The sequence below is a fragment of the Embleya sp. NBC_00896 genome, from assembly GCF_045207785.1.
Taxonomy (GTDB): Bacteria; Actinomycetota; Actinomycetes; order Streptomycetales; family Streptomycetaceae; genus Embleya.
On the sequence record NZ_CP108777.1, the window covers coordinates 526,293 to 541,971 of the forward strand.

At 69.5% G+C, this 15,679-nt stretch carries 18 protein-coding genes and 1 pseudogene; 9 read left to right on the forward strand and 10 right to left on the reverse strand.

Annotation, left to right across the window (positions count from 1 at the left end; genetic code table 11):
* Positions 1-181: 181 nt before the first annotated feature.
* On the reverse strand, positions 182-1,048 hold the full coding sequence (locus OG928_RS35560) for an NAD(P)-binding domain-containing protein (protein ID WP_331766116.1): 867 nt from the start codon (positions 1,046-1,048) through the stop codon (positions 182-184).
* On the opposite strand from OG928_RS35560, the gene OG928_RS35565 reads away from it, so the two are divergent.
* The gene (locus tag OG928_RS35565; protein ID WP_331766117.1) at positions 1,047-1,448 is read left to right on the forward strand and encodes a helix-turn-helix domain-containing protein; all 402 of its coding nucleotides are present in this window, start codon (positions 1,047-1,049) and stop codon (positions 1,446-1,448) included. The two genes, OG928_RS35560 and OG928_RS35565, sit on opposite strands and share 2 nt — an antisense overlap.
* 541 nt (positions 1,449-1,989) lie before the next feature.
* On the opposite strand, the gene OG928_RS35570 is transcribed toward OG928_RS35565, so the two are convergent.
* Positions 1,990-2,283 carry a DUF1330 domain-containing protein gene (locus tag OG928_RS35570; protein WP_331766118.1) on the reverse strand — a complete coding sequence of 98 codons (294 nt, stop codon included), beginning with the start codon at positions 2,281-2,283 and terminating at the stop codon, positions 1,990-1,992.
* A 188-nt stretch (positions 2,284-2,471) separates the two neighbouring features.
* Between OG928_RS35570 and OG928_RS35575 the strand changes: the two genes are divergently transcribed.
* Positions 2,472-3,374, forward strand: coding sequence for a LysR family transcriptional regulator (locus OG928_RS35575; RefSeq protein ID WP_331766119.1), 903 nt, complete (start codon positions 2,472-2,474; stop codon positions 3,372-3,374).
* A gap of 430 nt (positions 3,375-3,804) precedes the next feature.
* On the opposite strand, the gene OG928_RS35580 is transcribed toward OG928_RS35575, so the two are convergent.
* From OG928_RS35580 to OG928_RS35590, 3 genes are all read right to left on the reverse strand, one after another.
* Entirely contained in the window at positions 3,805-4,395 is a 591-nt protein-coding gene (locus OG928_RS35580; RefSeq protein WP_331766120.1) for an AAA family ATPase, read from the reverse strand.
* 519 nt (positions 4,396-4,914) lie between these two features.
* On the reverse strand, positions 4,915-5,811 hold the full coding sequence (locus OG928_RS35585) for an RNA polymerase sigma-70 factor (protein WP_331766121.1): 897 nt from the start codon (positions 5,809-5,811) through the stop codon (positions 4,915-4,917).
* Between the two features lie 232 nt (positions 5,812-6,043).
* On the reverse strand, positions 6,044-7,249 hold the full coding sequence (locus OG928_RS35590; RefSeq protein WP_331766122.1) for an FAD-dependent oxidoreductase: 1,206 nt from the start codon (positions 7,247-7,249) through the stop codon (positions 6,044-6,046).
* Positions 7,250-7,414: 165 nt separating this feature from the next.
* On the opposite strand from OG928_RS35590, the pseudogene OG928_RS35595 reads away from it, so the two are divergent.
* Positions 7,415-7,684, forward strand: a pseudogene (locus tag OG928_RS35595) (hypothetical protein); the annotation flags it as partial.
* On the opposite strand, the gene OG928_RS35600 reads toward OG928_RS35595, so the two are convergent.
* Positions 7,635-8,072 (reverse strand): glutaredoxin domain-containing protein, encoded by a 438-nt coding sequence (locus OG928_RS35600; RefSeq protein ID WP_331766123.1) that lies wholly within the window; start codon positions 8,070-8,072, stop codon positions 7,635-7,637. The pseudogene OG928_RS35595 and the gene OG928_RS35600 overlap by 50 nt on opposite strands.
* Positions 8,073-8,176: 104 nt before the next feature.
* On the reverse strand, positions 8,177-9,361 hold the full coding sequence (locus tag OG928_RS35605; RefSeq protein ID WP_331766124.1) for an FAD-dependent oxidoreductase: 1,185 nt from the start codon (positions 9,359-9,361) through the stop codon (positions 8,177-8,179).
* Positions 9,362-9,468: 107 nt separating this feature from the next.
* Here OG928_RS35605 and OG928_RS35610 point away from each other — a divergent pair, with 107 nt between their 5' ends.
* Positions 9,469-10,089 (forward strand): TetR/AcrR family transcriptional regulator, encoded by a 621-nt coding sequence (locus tag OG928_RS35610; RefSeq protein ID WP_331766125.1) that lies wholly within the window; start codon positions 9,469-9,471, stop codon positions 10,087-10,089.
* Positions 10,090-10,094: 5 nt separating this feature from the next.
* Entirely contained in the window at positions 10,095-10,292 is a 198-nt protein-coding gene (locus OG928_RS35615; protein ID WP_331766126.1) for a hypothetical protein, read from the forward strand.
* Between the two features lie 173 nt (positions 10,293-10,465).
* On the opposite strand, the gene OG928_RS35620 is transcribed toward OG928_RS35615, so the two are convergent.
* A complete protein-coding gene (locus OG928_RS35620; protein ID WP_331766127.1) occupies positions 10,466-10,774 on the reverse strand; it encodes a nuclear transport factor 2 family protein in 309 nt (102 codons plus the stop codon).
* 50 nt (positions 10,775-10,824) lie between these two features.
* Here OG928_RS35620 and OG928_RS35625 point away from each other — a divergent pair, with 50 nt between their 5' ends.
* Entirely contained in the window at positions 10,825-11,373 is a 549-nt protein-coding gene (locus OG928_RS35625) for a hypothetical protein (RefSeq protein ID WP_331766128.1), read from the forward strand.
* 75 nt (positions 11,374-11,448) lie between these two features.
* On the opposite strand, the gene OG928_RS35630 is transcribed toward OG928_RS35625, so the two are convergent.
* Entirely contained in the window at positions 11,449-12,327 is an 879-nt protein-coding gene (locus tag OG928_RS35630; protein WP_406291528.1) for an alpha/beta fold hydrolase, read from the reverse strand.
* Between the two features lie 114 nt (positions 12,328-12,441).
* Here OG928_RS35630 and OG928_RS35635 point away from each other — a divergent pair, with 114 nt between their 5' ends.
* Positions 12,442-13,074: a TetR/AcrR family transcriptional regulator gene (locus OG928_RS35635; RefSeq protein WP_331766130.1), complete on the forward strand. Its 633-nt coding sequence runs from the start codon at positions 12,442-12,444 to the stop codon at positions 13,072-13,074.
* Between the two features lie 94 nt (positions 13,075-13,168).
* On the forward strand, positions 13,169-13,714 hold the full coding sequence (locus tag OG928_RS35640) for an HAD domain-containing protein (protein ID WP_331766131.1): 546 nt from the start codon (positions 13,169-13,171) through the stop codon (positions 13,712-13,714).
* 199 nt (positions 13,715-13,913) lie between these two features.
* Here the strand turns inward: OG928_RS35640 and OG928_RS35645 are convergent, their stop codons facing one another.
* Positions 13,914-14,891 (reverse strand): phosphotransferase family protein, encoded by a 978-nt coding sequence (locus OG928_RS35645; protein WP_406291529.1) that lies wholly within the window; start codon positions 14,889-14,891, stop codon positions 13,914-13,916.
* A 291-nt stretch (positions 14,892-15,182) separates the two neighbouring features.
* Between OG928_RS35645 and OG928_RS35650 the strand changes: the two genes are divergently transcribed.
* Complete coding sequence (locus OG928_RS35650) at positions 15,183-15,650, forward strand: MarR family winged helix-turn-helix transcriptional regulator (protein ID WP_406291530.1); 468 nt, start codon at positions 15,183-15,185, stop codon at positions 15,648-15,650.
* Positions 15,651-15,679: the final 29 nt, after the last annotated feature.

The window sequence follows — 15,679 nt, forward strand, 5'->3', positions numbered from 1 at the left end:
TCCGGAATACGGGAGTTCATCGCCGCGAGCGCCGAGTGGCTCACCGTGTTCCAGCTGCCGACCTACGCCCCGCACCTCAACCCGCAGGAGAGCGACAAGCCGCATCCCAGACATGAAGATCACGACCTACAGCTGGAGTACTGGATCAACGACGGCGCCCCATCCTGGCCGAGAGGCGGGTTTAGCCGCGGAGGAGTTCGGCGACGTGGGCGTAGGAGTCGTCCGCGTAACCGGCCGCCATGCCCCGGCGCGCGATCTCATGGGCGGCGGAGATCACCGTACTGTCGACGCCCCGGCTGCGCGAGGCCTCGAGGACATGGGACATGATCGCCGCCGCCGAGCGGAGGTTGGAGCCCCCGGCGGGGTAGCTGCCGGTGTCGACCTGCTCGGCGAACGCGTCGATCACGTCGGGCAGGAGCGCGGCGACGCCCTTGGCGTAGGGGGCCAGGTCGGATGCGGTGACGCCCTCGGACCCGGCGAGGGCGAAGGCGTGGACGACGCCGGTCAGTGCCGTCCAGAAGATGTCGAGCAGTGCGACGTCGTGCGCCCCCGCACGGCCCGGGTCCGTGCCCAGGTGCACACAGGTGCCGCCGATGGCCCTGAGGGTGTCCCGGTGGCGTTCGTACAGATCGGCCGGGCCGCTGTGGAGGACCAGGGTGGACGGGCCGCCGACGAGGTACGTCGGAACCATGATCGCGCCGTCGAGATAGCCGATGCCGTGCGCGTCGGCCCACTCGGCGGTGGCGCGGGCGTCGTCGGGGGTTCCGGCGGTGAGGTTGACCAGGGTCCGGCCCTTGAGCTCGGCGGCGTGCGGAGCGATGACGGCACGGACGGCTTCGTGGTCCAGCACGCAGATCACCACGAGGTCGCTCGCCGCGATCGCCTCCGCGGCGGTCCCGGCCTCGACGGCGCCGTTCTCCACCAGGCCGTTCGCCCGGCCCGGAGTACGGTTCCAGACGGTTGCGGAATGGCCCGCGGCCAGGAACGCGGAGGCCAGGGCCCGGCCCATCGGGCCCAGGCCGAGAACGGTGACGGGGGAAGCAGACATGGGGAACTCCGAGGTCGTGACGGTGGCCGATCCGCACACATGCGGGATGGGTGTGGCCGTCGGGGTGTTCGAGGGCAAGTGGAAGTCGTTCGTCATGTGGGCGCTCTCCGAGCGTCCGCGCCGCTTCGGGGAGACCAGGCGGCTGGTCACCGGCATCAGCGAGAAGGTGCTGACCCAGCAGCTCCGGGAGCTCCAGGCCGACGGGATCGTGCACCGGGAGGACTACGACGAGATGCCGCCCCGGGTCGAGTACTCGCTGACCGAACGGGGCCGTCGGCTCTACGAACTGCTGGAACTGCTCTCCGCCTGGGGTCGGGACCACCTGGCCGTGAGGACAGGGGCGGTATCGGACGACGGGCTTGGCGCGCCTCAACAAGACTTCCCGGTCGCCGGTCCTTGATCAAGTACGCACCTTCAGGTACGTGCCCACGTCGCCCTCCCGGCTTGGCGTTCGCGGCCCCGGGGCGACCACGCCGCCTGGCGATCAGCGCCCTGTCGAAGCCGTCGAGATGGAAGAACCCCTGGGCTACTTCAACAACAGAAGAACCGCAGATCGAAACCCCTCGAAAGAGGTCTTGACCTGCGGTTCTTCAAACTCTATATCAGTACTCTGAGTAGCCCCGACGGGGCACACGGCAGATGGATGCAGGATGCGCCCCTGGTCATCGAAGCCTTGTGTTCGCTGGACCGATCCGTCGTGTGAGAAGCGGTTCGCGGTTCGCTTCGGGCGAGGCTGAGTTTCGTCGACGAGGTCAGCGAGACAGTCCAGCCGGCCCGGACGTCGCGTCGCTTCTTCGATCCGCCCGACAGGGATCAGGCCGTCGAGGACGTCGACGACGAACCGGGACGCGGGGCATGGCTTCGAAGTCGTCTCGTGAGTCGTCGTTCGGCACCGTGTGCGTATCAGGTGACGGATGCTCGGCGATGGCTGGGCTCGCCGGTCAGTCGATGCTGTCGATGATGCGGAAGTCGCGCTCGTAGCCGTCGGGGAGGGCCACCAGGGCCTTCTGGTATGCCTCGCTCTCGTATGCCGCGACGGCCTGTTCGAAGCTGTCGAACTCGATCAGGACGACGCGTTGCGTGATTCCGGCCTCGTGGGCGACGACTCGACTGCCAACGGACAGGGTGCGCCCGCCCCCAGCCCGGACAGCCGGACCGGCCAGCTTGTCGTAGGCAGTCAGCGCCTCAGGGTCGGAAATGGCGGGGTAGACACTGACCCAGTAGCCCTTGGCCATGGAATCCTCCTGTGTTCGGCCGGACACGTCCGACTTCGAATTGACACTCGGATCGATCGATCCCGCCGACCGGTACTGCGGTCGATTGGATCGTCATATGCGCAGGTTAGGGCTTGATGTGCGGTCGAGGGAAAGACCGGTACGGGATAGGCTCAGAACGGATCGTTATCAATCGGCAGGGAGGGCACGTGGCGCCGGATACGGTGAGCCTGCGGTACTTCCTGGTGCTGTCGCAGGAGTTGAACTTCACCCGCGCGGCCGCACGGATCGGTATCGCACAGCCCGCACTCAGCGCCCGGATGCGCCGATTGGAGGCGGAACTCGGTACGGCCCTGCTGGTCCGCAACACGCGTAGCGTCGAATTGACCACGGCCGGTGCGGCTTTGGCGGAGTCCGCGCCGCCCGCGCTGGCGGCGCTGGACCGGGCATGGGACACCGCCCGGAGCGCGGCGGCCGGTGAACTGGGCACGCTGCGCATCGGATACAGCCTCAGTACCGGGGCCGAGACGGCACCGGCCCTGGTGGACAGGCTGATTCGCGGCAACAGCGGACTCGAGGTCGGCGCGGTCCCGATGGCGACACCGGAGATCTCCCCCGCGGTCGCCGACGGCCGCATCGATGCCGGGATCACCCGCGGTGAACAGCCGGGCCGAGGCGTGCGCCGGTTCCTGCTGCGGCGTGTGCGCGTCGGGGTCCAGCTGGCGCAGCACCATCCGCTGGCCGAACACCCGGAGATCGAGATCGCCGACGCGGCCGCGTATCCGCTGCGACTCCCGGACCGTGCGGCCAACCCCGTGATCCACGATCAGCTGTCCGCACTGTTCCGAGACACCCGACCACACCCCCGATTCCACACGCCCGCAGTCTCTTTCGACATGTCTCAGCGCGACCTGCGCGACGGGGCCACCCTCGCCCCGGCCGGAGAAGCCGCGGTCACGGTACAACCGGCCGGTCTCACCTGGCGACCGCTGCGAGGCGCGCCCAGCTTGACGATCCACCTGGTCCTCCCACGCGAGCAGTCGCCACTACACCGCCGCATCCGTGCCGTCGCCAAAACCCTGGCGCACGAGCTGCACTGGCTGCCGGACTGACGCGCAGGAGGTCAAGCGAGACGGACGCCCGCGGTGGCGAGGCCGAAGACCTTGCGCCCGGCGGACTTCGCGGTGATGACGACGGCGGTCTTGCTGAATGTCCGACACGACCTCGCCACGCCGGCGGATCAGCATCCGATGATGGCCCCGGGTCCGGTCCGAGTCGTACACCGCGGCGACGTCCTCGCCCAGCCCGAGATCTCGGCGGATACCGCGCCTTCGCCGACGCCGAACCGGACAAGCACGGGTAACCGGCGGGAACGCCCGCCGTCAACGGCGTCCATGGTCGGTCAATGCTTGACGCCAACCACTGTTCCATTGCTCCCCGAGGCCGTGTTCCCGACGCTCGGATCGCGTGGTGGCCAAGCAGTCGGCGTGTATGCACATCGCCGTCGCCCTCGCCGCGACGGAACTCAAGGCCGTCGGGTCGTCAGCCTGTGCCGTCGGGTGACCCGTCGGGTGCGGGCGCCCCGGTGATGAAGGAAGCGATGTCGTGAATGCTCGGGAGGTAGCCGTCCCGGGTGTCCACCGTCAGGGTGGGCACGTGCAGGGAGATCGGCACGAAGGACTCGAGTGAGTGTTCTCCCGCGGCGATGGCTTCGAGCAGGTCGTGATCGGCGTGCGCGGTCCTGTGGACGTTCTGCCGCACGCGCTGGACGATCCGGTCGTGGGCGACGGCCGCGGGAGTCGTGCAGCGGACGACGCGGATCTGCGCGAGGTCGGCGAGTGGCTCGAGGTTCGGCCGCCACACGTGGTCCTGGAAGGCGGCCTCGGCGACGACCGTCACGCCGGCGCGCAGAAGCGTCCGCAGCACGCCGAAGAAGGCGTCCCGCGTCGGAAGGTTGAGGGGATCGTCGCCGCCGCTTCGATATCCGGGGGTGGCCATGACCAGGCCCTGTTTGATCTCGTCGCGAATGATCGCGGGGCACCCGAGTTCGTGGGCGAGTGCGTGCGCCAGAGTCGTCTTGCCCGTACCGGGACCGCCGCTCACGACGGCCAGCGTGGGTGATGGTGAAGTCATGACGTGTTCTCGCAGGTCGGTGAGGGTGCGCTCGGTCGTGGCGTTCGTCGGTCGGAGGCGGCGACGGGTGCGGATGGTCTTGGCGCGTCGGAACGCGGTGAAGCCGGGCTCGCGGGACAGTGTGGCGCAAGGGCGTCACCCGTGCCATCGCCGACACCCGGAAGAGGCAAGCCCGATGACCACCACCGACTACCCCTTCGAGACCCGAGCGGCGACAACCTATCCTGCCACGGCGTCTCCCGGTCGCGAGTCGGTCGCCCGGTGCGGATGCCGGGGTCACCAACGATCGAGTGTTGGATCTTCGCCGGGGCCGGGTCAACGCGCCACGCAGGCGGACCGGCAAGGGCCACCGCACCGGACGCATCGTCACGTCCGCGCCGAGCAGACGAACATGGCTTTGCGCTCCCGGTCATGGCCGGGAGCGCAAAGCCATGTAGCAAGGCGAGCTTTGCGTGTTCTGACAGGTACGGGGGTTCAGCGCTGCATCCGACCCCCAAGTGGCCAACCCGCCACCGGTATTCAGCGCAGGGTGAGCGGGGTCTCGGATTCGACGCGGGACAACTTCTCCGGGTTGCGGACGTAGTAGAGGCCGGTGATACGGGCGTCCTCGACAGTGATCGCCATGACGCCGTCGAGCTCGCCGTCCAGGTGGACGAGGAGGGCCGGGTTGCCGTTGACCACGGTGGGGTCAGTGGTGAGTGTGGCTTCGATCTTGGCGGAGCCGCCGAGGTAGAAGCGGGCCACCTTGCCGGCGCCGACGACCGGCCGCAGCGCGGCTCGCTTGTGGCCGCCGCCGTCGCTCATCAGCACGACGTCCGGGGCGAGCACGTCGAGGAGGCCTTGCAGATCCCTGGTTTCGAGCGCGCGCTGGAACGATTCCAGAGCCGCCCGGGTCATGCTCGGGGAGACGGCCTGGCGGGGGCGGCGGGCATCGACGTGTTGGCGGGCGCGGTGGGCGATCTGGCGGACGGCCGCGGGACTCTTGTCGACGGCGGCAGCGATCTCGTCGTAGTCGACGTCGAATGCCTCGCGCAGCACGAAGACGGCGCGCTCGGTCGGCGACAGCGTTTCGAGGACGAGCATCATCGCCATCGACACGCTCTCGGCGAGCTCGACGTCTTCGGCGACGTCCGGCGCGGTGAGCAGCGGCTCGGGCAGCCACTGGCCGACATACGCCTCCCTGCGGCGACTCATGGTGCGCAGCCGGTTGAGTGCCTGCCGGGTCGTGATCCGGACCAGGTAGGCGCGTTGGTCGCGCACCTGCGCCAGGTCGACCTTGACCCACCGCAGCCAGGTTTCCTGGAGGACGTCTTCGGCGTCGGCCGCCGATCCGAGCATCTCGTAGGCGACGGTGAAGAGCAGGTTGCGGTGGGCGACGAAAGTCTCGGTCGCCGGGTCGGTGGCGTGCTCGCTCATATCTCGGCCCCTCTCCTACGCGGCCGGCCCTGGTTGCCGACGGCCTTCAAGCGTGTATCCACAGCAAGGTCCTTTTCGTTGCCGACCGTTGGATCCGACCCACCTGTTCGGTGCGGTCGAGAGTGGGACACCACCCGGCGCACGGCCGTGACACGCCAAGTTGACGACGATTCGACGATTCGTTGCTCAAAGGCCGCTGATCATAGGCGTGCACGTGCAACGGCGCCGCCGCCTAGGCTGCCCGTTCAGCGGTGGCCGGCGCCTCGTCGCGCTTGGCCTGCAGCAACTGCCGACGGTTTGCGCCTCCTGAGACGCGGTGCAAGCTGTACGAACCGGGCTTGCGTGCCTCGCCGGCCAGATGCTTGACGACGCCCCTGCACACGAACTCCTTGAGCCTCGCGCCAGGGCGACCGTCGATGTGGAACCACAGCGCGGCGTCGTACCTGTGGGCGAACTGGAAGATGCCCGCGCGTCGGCCCAGGCTGATGCACTGGCCCGCGAACACCTGGTTCAGGGTCGAGGGCTGCTCACCCGTGATCCGGCTGAGCACCGTGTCGGCGGCCCGCGCGCCCAGAGGTACCGCGGCCTGGCAGCTCATCCGCAGCGGCAGGTCCGACGGTGCCGCCGAGTCGCCGGCGGCGACGATGCGCACGTCGTCCACGCTCGTCAACGTCTCGTCCGTGAGCAGGCGGCCCTCGGCGTCGGTGCTCAGCCCGCTACGGGCGGCCAGGTCCGGCACGCCGAATCCGGCGGTCCAGATGGTCACCTTGCTCGGCAACTTGCGGCCGCCGCTGAGCTGTACGGCGTCGCGGGTCACCGCCGTCACCTTCGTGTCGGGGCCGTCGAGCACGGTCACACCGAGCTTGGCCAGCCGCCTGGCGACCGAGCGCCGACCCCGAGGGTGCAGGTACGGGCCGAGCACCCCGCCGCAGAGGAGGGTCACGGCGCGGCCCGCCTCCGCCAGTTCGGCGGCGGTCTCGATGCCGCTCGGACCGGCTCCGACCACCGTCACCGCGGCCGTTGCGGGCGCGGCGTCGAGGACCGGCCGCAGCCGCCGCGCCTCCTCCAGGCCGGCAATCGGGTAGGCGAACTCGGCCGCTCCGGGCACGCGCGGGTCGGCGCTGCCACTGCCCACCGCGTAGATCAGGTAGTCGTAGCCGACCTCGCCGCCCGACGCCAACGTCACGCTGCGCCCGGCCGCGTCAATCCGGGTCACCGTGCCGACCACCAGCCGGACGCCCTCGCCCAGGACCTCTCGGTAGTCGACGACCGCGTCGTGGGACCCGCCCACCATCTGGTGCAGGCGGATCCGCTCGACGAAGGTCCGGCGCGAGTTGATCAGCGTCACCGTCACGTCGTCGCGCTGCGTCAGGCGATTGGCCGCCATGACGCCGGCGTATCCGCCGCCGATCACGACCACCTCGATGTTCTCGGTCATGGTGACTCCTTCGTTCCCAGGGGTTCGGCCTCAAGACACCGCGCGATCGATCGTTGTGACAGCATGTGAGGCAGATCACTCCACAGGCGCGGACTCGGCACCGGCGCCATCATCTGCTTGGCCGGTACCGCCGTCGCGAAGCCGGTGCCGACCGGAGGCCGGCACTCGCAGGCCGGACCTCCGCACGCCGTCGTCTTCGAGACGAAGCCGATCGCGTTCGCACTCCGCGACGTCGTTCCCGGCACCGATCTCGCATCCATAGCTCAGCCCGGCATCGGTGCCGCGATCTGGCTCCACGCCACAGACGTCCAGGCCATCCACGATGCTCTCGTCGCCGACGGCCACACCATCGTCTCCGCACCGATTGACGACCCCTTCGGCCCAATCAGGTGGATGGGCGGAGTTGTCCGCGCACCCATTCGGGATCGGGGTTGACGTGCGGTCGGCCCGCCACCAGGACGGTCGGCACGGTCTCGTCACCATCGTTGGCTGCCCTCACCGCCATCGCCCCGGCCGGGTCGCGCCAGATGTCGACCCAATGCAGCCGGCGGGCACTGCGGCCCAACCGGATCCGCAGGCGCAGGCAGTACTTGCAGCCCGCCCGCCAGTACACGACCGGTCGGCCGTCGACCGCGCTGCGGCGTTGCGCCTCCACCGCACCGATCGACCGTGGGAACGCCAGCGGCGAGTTCAGCCCTGCGAGCAGGACGAACATCAGCAGCACTGCGACGGCGACGCCGGGGAGCCCCCTGACGACCAGTGTGGCCGTCACGAGTGAGCCGCAGACCACAAGCAACATCGGCAAGATCCAAGCACGCATCATGATGACGCAGGCTATCGGCGGCGGCGGATCGACAGCCCGGACGTGCGGCCCCGGAGACGTGAACTCGCGACCGGGTCCGCCGGCAGGCCCGGGCCGAGGTGTGCTCATGGCCTGGGGAGCCGGGTGTCCTGGGTCGGGGTGGGCAAGGTGCCCAGGTCGTGGGTGTACAGCCAGGCGGTGGCCCTGTCGAAGAAGTGGCGGAACACGATCGGCATGATCAGGTCGTTGAGGCGGCGCTTGATCGGGCCCGTGGTTTTGGCGTCGCGGTTGCCGGCGGCCGTCTTGGCCATCTTGCCGACTCGGGCGCGGCGGAGGCGGTCGTAGTCGGCGAGGGCGGCGCCGGTGGTCGGGGCTTTCGCGAGCGTCTGGGCGAGGGTTACGGCGTCTTCGATGGCCATGGAGGCGCCTTGGCCCGCGCCGACGGGGTGGGCGGCGTCCCCGACGAGGACGATGTGGTCGTTGTGCCAGGTGGGGACCGTGGCCAGGGTGTGCATGAGGGTGGGGCGGTGCAATCGCGTGGTGGCCTGGATGATCGCGTGCGGCTGTCGCTCGAAGCGGTACAGGTCGGCGAGGCGGTGCAGCCACTGGTCGTTGTCGACGCCCGTGAGATCCGGCTGCCGGCGGTCGGCCACCTGCGCCGACCACCACACGGTGCCGTCGGGCGCCGGGACGTGGAGGAAGGCGCCGTTGCGGGCGAAGACCATGTTGAACGTGCCGGGCGCGGCGGGGACGCCTTCGGCGATGCCGGAGACGCTGTACAGCCCGGCGTAGACGGGGCGGGGGGTGTCCGGGTCGAGGATCGACCGGGTGGTCGACCAGAGTCCGTCGGCGCCCACGAGCAGGTCGGCGTGCTCACTGGAACCATCGGCGAACTCCGCCCGGACGCCGTGCCCGACCGGCGTCGCACCGACCAGGCGCCGACCGGTGACGATCCGCGCGCCGGCCCGCTGGGCGTGCTCGCGCAGTGCCTCCACGAGGTGTCCGCGCATCAGCGTCGTGCTGAGCGTGGGGTCATTCGACCGCCGTCCGCGCGGCACCTCGCCCAGGAGCTTGCCGGAGCCGGCCCACATCCGCTGATCGGGGACGGCGAAGCCGGCCTGTCGGACCGCTTCCAGACAGCCCAGCGCGTCCAGGCCCCGCAGGCCATTGGAAGCCAGGCTCAGGAACGAGCCCACCTGTCCGGCCGGGTCGGCGTGCGCCTCGTAGACGGTGACCTGGGCACCGATCCGGCGCAGTGCGATGGCGCTCGCGGCCCCGGCCACTCCGCCGCCTATGACGATGACGTCCATACACGCTCCTGAATCAGGATTCACTGAATCTTTATTCGGTGAAGTGGGGTTCAGTATGCTGAGCGGCGAAAGCGCGGTCAAGCGGTTCGAGGCGAAGGAGCACATCGGTGGGAGTGCGCAAGGAGAAGGCGGCCGGCACCGAGGCCGCGCTCAAGGACGCGGCGCGGCGTCTGTTCGTCGAGCGCGGGTTCCCGAACACGAAGATCGTCGACATCACCCGGGCGGCCGGCCGGGCCACCGGCTCGTTCTACGATCACTTCACCGACAAGGACGACCTGCTCCGGTCCTTGTTGCGCGACATGGAGGCACAGGCCGACGCCGCCATCGGCTCCGAGCATGCCCGTAACCACGACCTCGCCGACCCCGGCCAACTGCGCGAGCACCTGGCCGTCTCCTGGCACGTGTTCCGTGACCACCTACCGGTGATCGCGGCGCTGTTCCAGTCGACCATGTCCGATCCACCCGGTTCGGGGCGTGCCTGGAAAAGCCTCACCACCGAGACCAGCCCCTTGCGCGATCACCTGGAGTACATGCGCGAACAGGGCCGCGACCTTCCCGGCGATCCCCAACTCGTGGCCGCCGCCATGGGAGCCATGATCTCGATGTTCGGATACGCGGTCCTCACTGCGGGCGAACACAGGCCGCAGGCCACCGACGACGAGATCATCGACACCCTCACCGCCCTGTTGCACCACGGCCTCGCCGGATCCCCGCCCGCAGGATCGTGAATCGCATGCGGCCCGCGCCGCCGGCCGCGCAGCGGCAACGCGCGGGCTCCCGTGGGCGCGTCTTGGACGAACTCGCCGCCGCCGGCCGGATCCGACGCCAGTGGCGGCCGGGGATCCACGAGGCGGACGAGGTCCGCGTCGTCGACGATCAGGAGTCGGGCCCCGCCCGGATCGTGGAACCGTATGGCGGCGAACTCCCGTAGCACGTCTTGGAGTTCGCCCGGTTGCCGAGACCCGGGACGCCGGACGCCGGACGCCGGACGCCGGACGCCGACAACCGTTGACCCGATCGAGCCTCGAATAACCCGCGTACGGCGCACCGCACCCGCCGGACCTGCCGGACGCGCCGCGCCCGCCGCACCCGTCCGCAACCCGGTCAGGCCTGGCCGGTCTCGAGGCGCTGGATCTTGTCGCCCTGGATGTCGAAGCGCCACGAGGTACGCATCTCGCCCCAGGTGTCGTTGCGGAACCGGGCGATCAGTTCACGGCCGCCGGCGGACTCGGAGAGCACCTCCATGCGCCCGTTGACGTCGAAGATCTCGCGGTCGATCCACTGGTGCAGGTCGCGGTCGGTTCCGTCGTCGGACATGGTCGCGTCCGGAGTGAGCAGGGCCAGGAAGTCCTGGCGCTTGTTGCCGTTGATGGCTGCGACCAGGGAGCGGACGGTCGCGTCGGTGGGCCTCATGCGGATTTCTCCTGCGCTCGGGCGACTTCGTTACGCCTCCAGTCAAACCCATGCCTGATCCATTCCCCGGCGCACAACCCGTCGAAGTCACCTGTGCGGCGGAGCGGATCCCGGCCCGCGGGGCCCTCGAAGGGCCACGTGGCGCAGCCCACGAGAACGCACCGCCCTACAACGCACCCCCGCCCGGCACCGCCCCGACGATGGACGGCTTCGTCAGCGACTACATCAACACCCCCGACCCGATCGCACGGCCCGTCCCCCCACCGCACGAAACCCTCGTCCCGCTCGACGCGCCCCTGGGCAGCCACGCCAAGGCCCTGTTCGCCGCCGTCCTCGCCCTCGGCACCGAACTCGACACCCCGACCCCACCGATCAACCTCGACACCGCCACCGGCGCCCAGGCCCTCGACGCCACCCACGAACTTCCTCCACGACCTCTTCCCGCAGATGAAACGCTGAGTCCGGAGGCTCAAGCCGGGACGGTGCGTGGGCTGGGTGGTCGACGCAAAACCGCCTGGGCCGGTTCGCGTTTCCGGGCGACGGTGCTGGGAGACACAGCGTTCGGCGACTTCGCCCACGTTGTGCCGCAACCGCGATGAACGAGTTCACGAAGATACGAGGAACAAGCAGCGGCGCGGTCCATTTCGGCGGCAGCGCCGGGCATTTCGTCACGGTCAGCGTGTCAGGAAGGCACGCAATGCGGTGATCAGCGCGGCCGGATTGTCCTCCTGGACGTTGTGCCCCGCGTCCGGTACGACCACGAGTTCCCCGTCCGGAATGCGCCCGACCAGGCGTTCGGCGGTGGCTTGGGGGAGCACCCTGCTGCGCCCGCCGCGCACCAGCAGAACCGGCACCCCGGTCAGCTGTGCGACCAGCCGGTCGATGGCCGCGAGAATGGCGGGGAAGTCGGGTGGACGCAGATCGCCCTTCGGCACCCAATCGCCATCGGGGGCACGGCGAAACAGTGTGCTCATGCGGTAGGCGACACCCGCGCGGTTGGCGCGCGGATTGACCCGCATCGCGGCCTCGATCACCGTCTCGAGTTCCCGCACGGGACCGAGCCCGGTCATGAATGCCCGTACCCGCCGGGTGCTTTCGAAGTCCACGCCGGGCGCGACATCGATGAGCGCCAGCCGCTCCACCCGGTCGGGCCTCGAATCGGCGACGTGGGCCGCGATCACGCCGCCGAGCGACATACCGACCAGCCGGACCCGGCCGAAGCCGAGGTGGTCGGCCGCGGCGACGACATCGGCCGCCATGACGTCGATGCGGTAGTCGTCGGACCAGTCGCTGTCGCCGTGACCACGCAGATCCAGCGCGACCAGCCGGGCAGCGCCGCGCAGGCCGAGGCAGACGAAATCCCACGTGCGCGCGGTCAACCCGCCGCCGTGCAGCAGGAGTACCGGAGATCCTGCTCCGCCCCAGTCGAATCCGTGCAACCGGCAGCCCGCACGGGAGAAGCGGATCTCGCTGGGCGGCGCCGGATCGTGGATCGTGACGCCCAGGGTCGCCGCCAGCTCGGTCATCGCCGGAATCGTGGATTGTCCGTGCACGGTGCCTCCTTCCTTACCTTGGCCACTCAAGGTAGGGGGAATTACCTTGAGTGGTCAAGGTAAGATTGGCGAGTGGCTACCCGAGTACGACGAAACCCTGATGACGCCAGGCGGATGATCCTCGAGGCGGCGAGCAAGCTGCTCGCCGCAGGTGGTCCGGCCGCCGTACAGGTGCGCGCCGTCGCCGCCGAGGTCGGGGTGTCCGATGCCGCGGTCAACCACCACTTCGGCACGCGTGAACAACTACTGGATTCGCTGCTGCGATTCGGAGGGACCAAACTGAAGGCCGAACTGCACGCCGTGCTGGGCGCGTGGACCGACGGCCCGATCGACCCCGCCGAGTTGGTGCGCGCGCTGTCCGCGCTGTACGCCGACGGTTACGCCGAACTGGCGCTCGCGTTGCATCGGTCCGGCTGGCGGGATACCGGCAGCGGGCTGCTCGATGAGGTGGTGGACCGGCTGCACGCCCAGGCGCGGCAACACTGCGCGGCCACCGGACGAACGCCGCCGCCACGCGAGGCGATCCAGCTGACGGTGGCCGGATTGCACCAAGCGGTTGCGACGGAGCCGTTGTTCGGCGATGAATTCCGCAGGAGCGTCGGACTGGACGCGGCCGCGCGGGATGGCATGCTCGACTGGTGGACCGAGATCCTGCGCACGACCGTTGCCGGACAGGGCCCCCCACAACCTACAGACGTGACACCGCGTCACGAACCACAAAGCCTGGGCCGGAACCAGAACTCGTGAACATCACGGCCGGCGAATCCCGGCGTACTCCAGAGCCACTGATCAGGTGCCGCTGGTTCTCGAGGGCAAGGGCAGGTCGCGCTATCGTGCCGCCGTGACCGGTTCCGCGGAGCGTCCGCTGCTCTTCCTCGATGTCGACGGACCACTCATCCCTTTCGGCGCGGCGCAGCGGTATCCGACTTTCGGGGCGGATACCGATCCGCTGGGCGCCGACGCGAATCCCTTGTTGGCCAGGATCAATCCCGAGCACGGGCGCCGGCTGTCGGCGCTGCCGTGCGATCTGGTCTGGGCCACGGCGTGGATGACCGACGCGAACGCGTCCGTCGCTCCCCGGCTGGGTCTGCCGGAGTTGAGCGTGGTGATCTGGCCGGAGCAGACCGACCAGGACGACCGGGACGAGCGGGACGGACTGCACTGGAAGACCCGCACCCTGGTCGGCTGGGCCGCCGGGCGCTCGTTCGTCTGGGTTGACGACGAGGTCACCGATATCGATCGGGCCTGGGTCTCCGGGCACCACCGAGGGCACGCCCTGCTCCATGGTGTCGACCCCGAGCGGGGCCTCACCGACGCGGACTTCGTCACGCTCGACGAGTGGCTGCGCAGGACTCACGGGACGCCCCGGCCGCGCCCGCTCGGCTGACGGACGTGGCGACGGCGGCGCAGCGGCCTACCACCGGGCTTCGCCCGTAAGGGCCACAGGGCCCGCCCCACTTGCGGACAACGAATTGCCGCATCAGCTCGGTGGTGCGTCCAAGTTCGGGCGCGCCTGCACCGACCGCGACATCACGACGCCGGAGGAGGCCGGAGTCAGCATGTCTTGCGGTAGGGCGAGCCGCGTGCTATTCGGCCGAGACCAGTGCCAGGGCCTCGTTGAGGTTGTGTTCGGCGATCTCCTGCATGAACTCCCGGTTGGGGAAGTCCCCGTCGAGCAGTCGCAGCGGGCCTGCGGTCAGGGACAGCCGTTGGGCGAGCATGTAGAGCGCGAGCCGGTCCTCGTCCAGTCCGTCCACCGCCAGCCGCCGGTAGTCGTCGTGGAGGCGGATCCGCAGGAAGACGTGCTCCCACTCGACGTCGAAGTACATCAGGTCCTCGGTGTCGATCAGAACGGGATTGCCGTCCCCGTCCACCAGCACGTGCTCCAGCCCCAGTTCGCCGTGGATGACCGAGTACTCGGCGCGCGGTTGCACCGCTGCGGCGAGTACGCGCAGTCGCTCCTCCAGCCGGTCGCGGGCGCCCGCGATCCGCTGATCGCGCGAGGCCGCCTCGGCGAGGCATCTCAGCGCGAAGTCGAGGACGTCCGCCTCGCACGACGTCCCTCGCGACCTGCCTCCTTCGTCGACCAGGGCCACCTTGCCGTGGGCCGGAGCGCGGTGGCCCCGCATGGCCTCCAGGGCCTCGGCGAGGCGTGCCATCGTAGGTTCCGCGGCGCGCGGGTCGCGGTCGAGCAGGGCCATCAGGTTCTCGCCGGGGAAGTCCTCGACGATTGCGAGGTCGGCCGGGTAGTAGGTGCGGTCGCGGTCGATCAGGTGGAGAGCCGGGACCCGGAGGCCGAGGGTGTCCAGTCGCGCGTGCGCGGCCTCGAACAGGTAGAGCCCGACACCGGGCGAGAACGGATCGGTGAGGTCGTCGTCCCCCTCGGCCGCCGGCCAGTAGCTCTCGGAGTCCTCCCATAGATAGGCGATCGCCGTCGTCGCGTCGTCCATCGTCAGGCGGTACACGCCCTTTCTGGTGCCGCCCGCGAGCCGCTCGATCCCTTCCAGCCGTCGCCCGCCACCCAGTGCGGCCGTTGCCGCCCCCGCCAACTGACTCTGCGTCACTTTCCTGGGTGCCACGTCCACGACCCGCCCGTCCGTCCCGACAACGGAGGCACCCTACGCGAACCGCCGCTCGCCACCGAACGATTTGTTCCGGCTCCCCGGTGGTCGGGAAACGCACCTGCGGCTTGGTCCAGCGGATTCGACGAGGCGTGCGCCTTCGAAGTCGGGGAGGAAGAGTCCTTTCGCTGCCGTGGGTTCGCCGGCGCCGGCCCTGGCTCGGCTCCGGTCCGGGGTCCGGGGAGTCACGAAAAGGCTTTACTTGCTTGTACAAGCAGTGTGTAGAGTGCGGGTATGGAGGACTTCATGCCCACCGGCGAAACAGTGGCGGAGCCCGCCGGTGACGACGAGGACGACCGCTGGTGCATGGCGGTGCGTCTGCTGGGTCGGATCGAACAGCGGTTGGACCAGGCCCTGCAGCAGTCCCACGGCTTGCAGTTGTCGGAGTATCGGGCGTTGTGCGCACTGAGCCGGGAGGACAGCGGAGGAAGCCTGCGCATGGGCGAGTTGGCGGAACGCATCGGCCTGAAGGTCAGCTCGGTCACCCGGCTCGTGGGGCGCTTGGAAACGCAGGGCATGGCCGAACGGACCTCCGTCGGTGGAGAGGACGGCCGAGTGGTCCGGGCCACCGTCAGTGCGGCCGGTCAGCTTCGCTACACGCAGGCCACAGCCACCTACCGGGCCGCACTCGGTGCCGAGTTGGACGCGGCCCGCGAAAGCGTCTACCTGGCCGAACTCGCCACCTGGGTCCGAGGTTTCTGACCGTCGGACGACTCCGGCAGGCCCGACAC

Excerpts from the sequence above, each read along its gene's own strand:
- OG928_RS35565 (WP_331766117.1), top strand. The coding sequence starts at position 1,047 with ATGGGGAACTCCGAGGTCGTGACGGTGGCCGATCCGCACACATGCGGG.
- OG928_RS35560 (WP_331766116.1), bottom strand. The coding sequence starts at position 1,048 with ATGTCTGCTTCCCCCGTCACCGTTCTCGGCCTGGGCCCGATGGGCCGG.
- OG928_RS35570 (WP_331766118.1), bottom strand. The coding sequence starts at position 2,283 with ATGGCCAAGGGCTACTGGGTCAGTGTCTACCCCGCCATTTCCGACCCT.
- OG928_RS35580 (WP_331766120.1), bottom strand. The coding sequence starts at position 4,395 with ATGACTTCACCATCACCCACGCTGGCCGTCGTGAGCGGCGGTCCCGGT.
- OG928_RS35585 (WP_331766121.1), bottom strand. The coding sequence starts at position 5,811 with ATGAGCGAGCACGCCACCGACCCGGCGACCGAGACTTTCGTCGCCCAC.
- OG928_RS35590 (WP_331766122.1), bottom strand. The coding sequence starts at position 7,249 with ATGACCGAGAACATCGAGGTGGTCGTGATCGGCGGCGGATACGCCGGC.
- OG928_RS35600 (WP_331766123.1), bottom strand. The coding sequence starts at position 8,072 with ATGATGCGTGCTTGGATCTTGCCGATGTTGCTTGTGGTCTGCGGCTCA.
- OG928_RS35605 (WP_331766124.1), bottom strand. The coding sequence starts at position 9,361 with ATGGACGTCATCGTCATAGGCGGCGGAGTGGCCGGGGCCGCGAGCGCC.
- OG928_RS35615 (WP_331766126.1), top strand. The coding sequence starts at position 10,095 with ATGCGGCCCGCGCCGCCGGCCGCGCAGCGGCAACGCGCGGGCTCCCGT.
- OG928_RS35620 (WP_331766127.1), bottom strand. The coding sequence starts at position 10,774 with ATGAGGCCCACCGACGCGACCGTCCGCTCCCTGGTCGCAGCCATCAAC.
- OG928_RS35625 (WP_331766128.1), top strand. The coding sequence starts at position 10,825 with ATGCCTGATCCATTCCCCGGCGCACAACCCGTCGAAGTCACCTGTGCG.
- OG928_RS35635 (WP_331766130.1), top strand. The coding sequence starts at position 12,442 with ATGATCCTCGAGGCGGCGAGCAAGCTGCTCGCCGCAGGTGGTCCGGCC.
- OG928_RS35650 (WP_406291530.1), top strand. The coding sequence starts at position 15,183 with ATGGAGGACTTCATGCCCACCGGCGAAACAGTGGCGGAGCCCGCCGGT.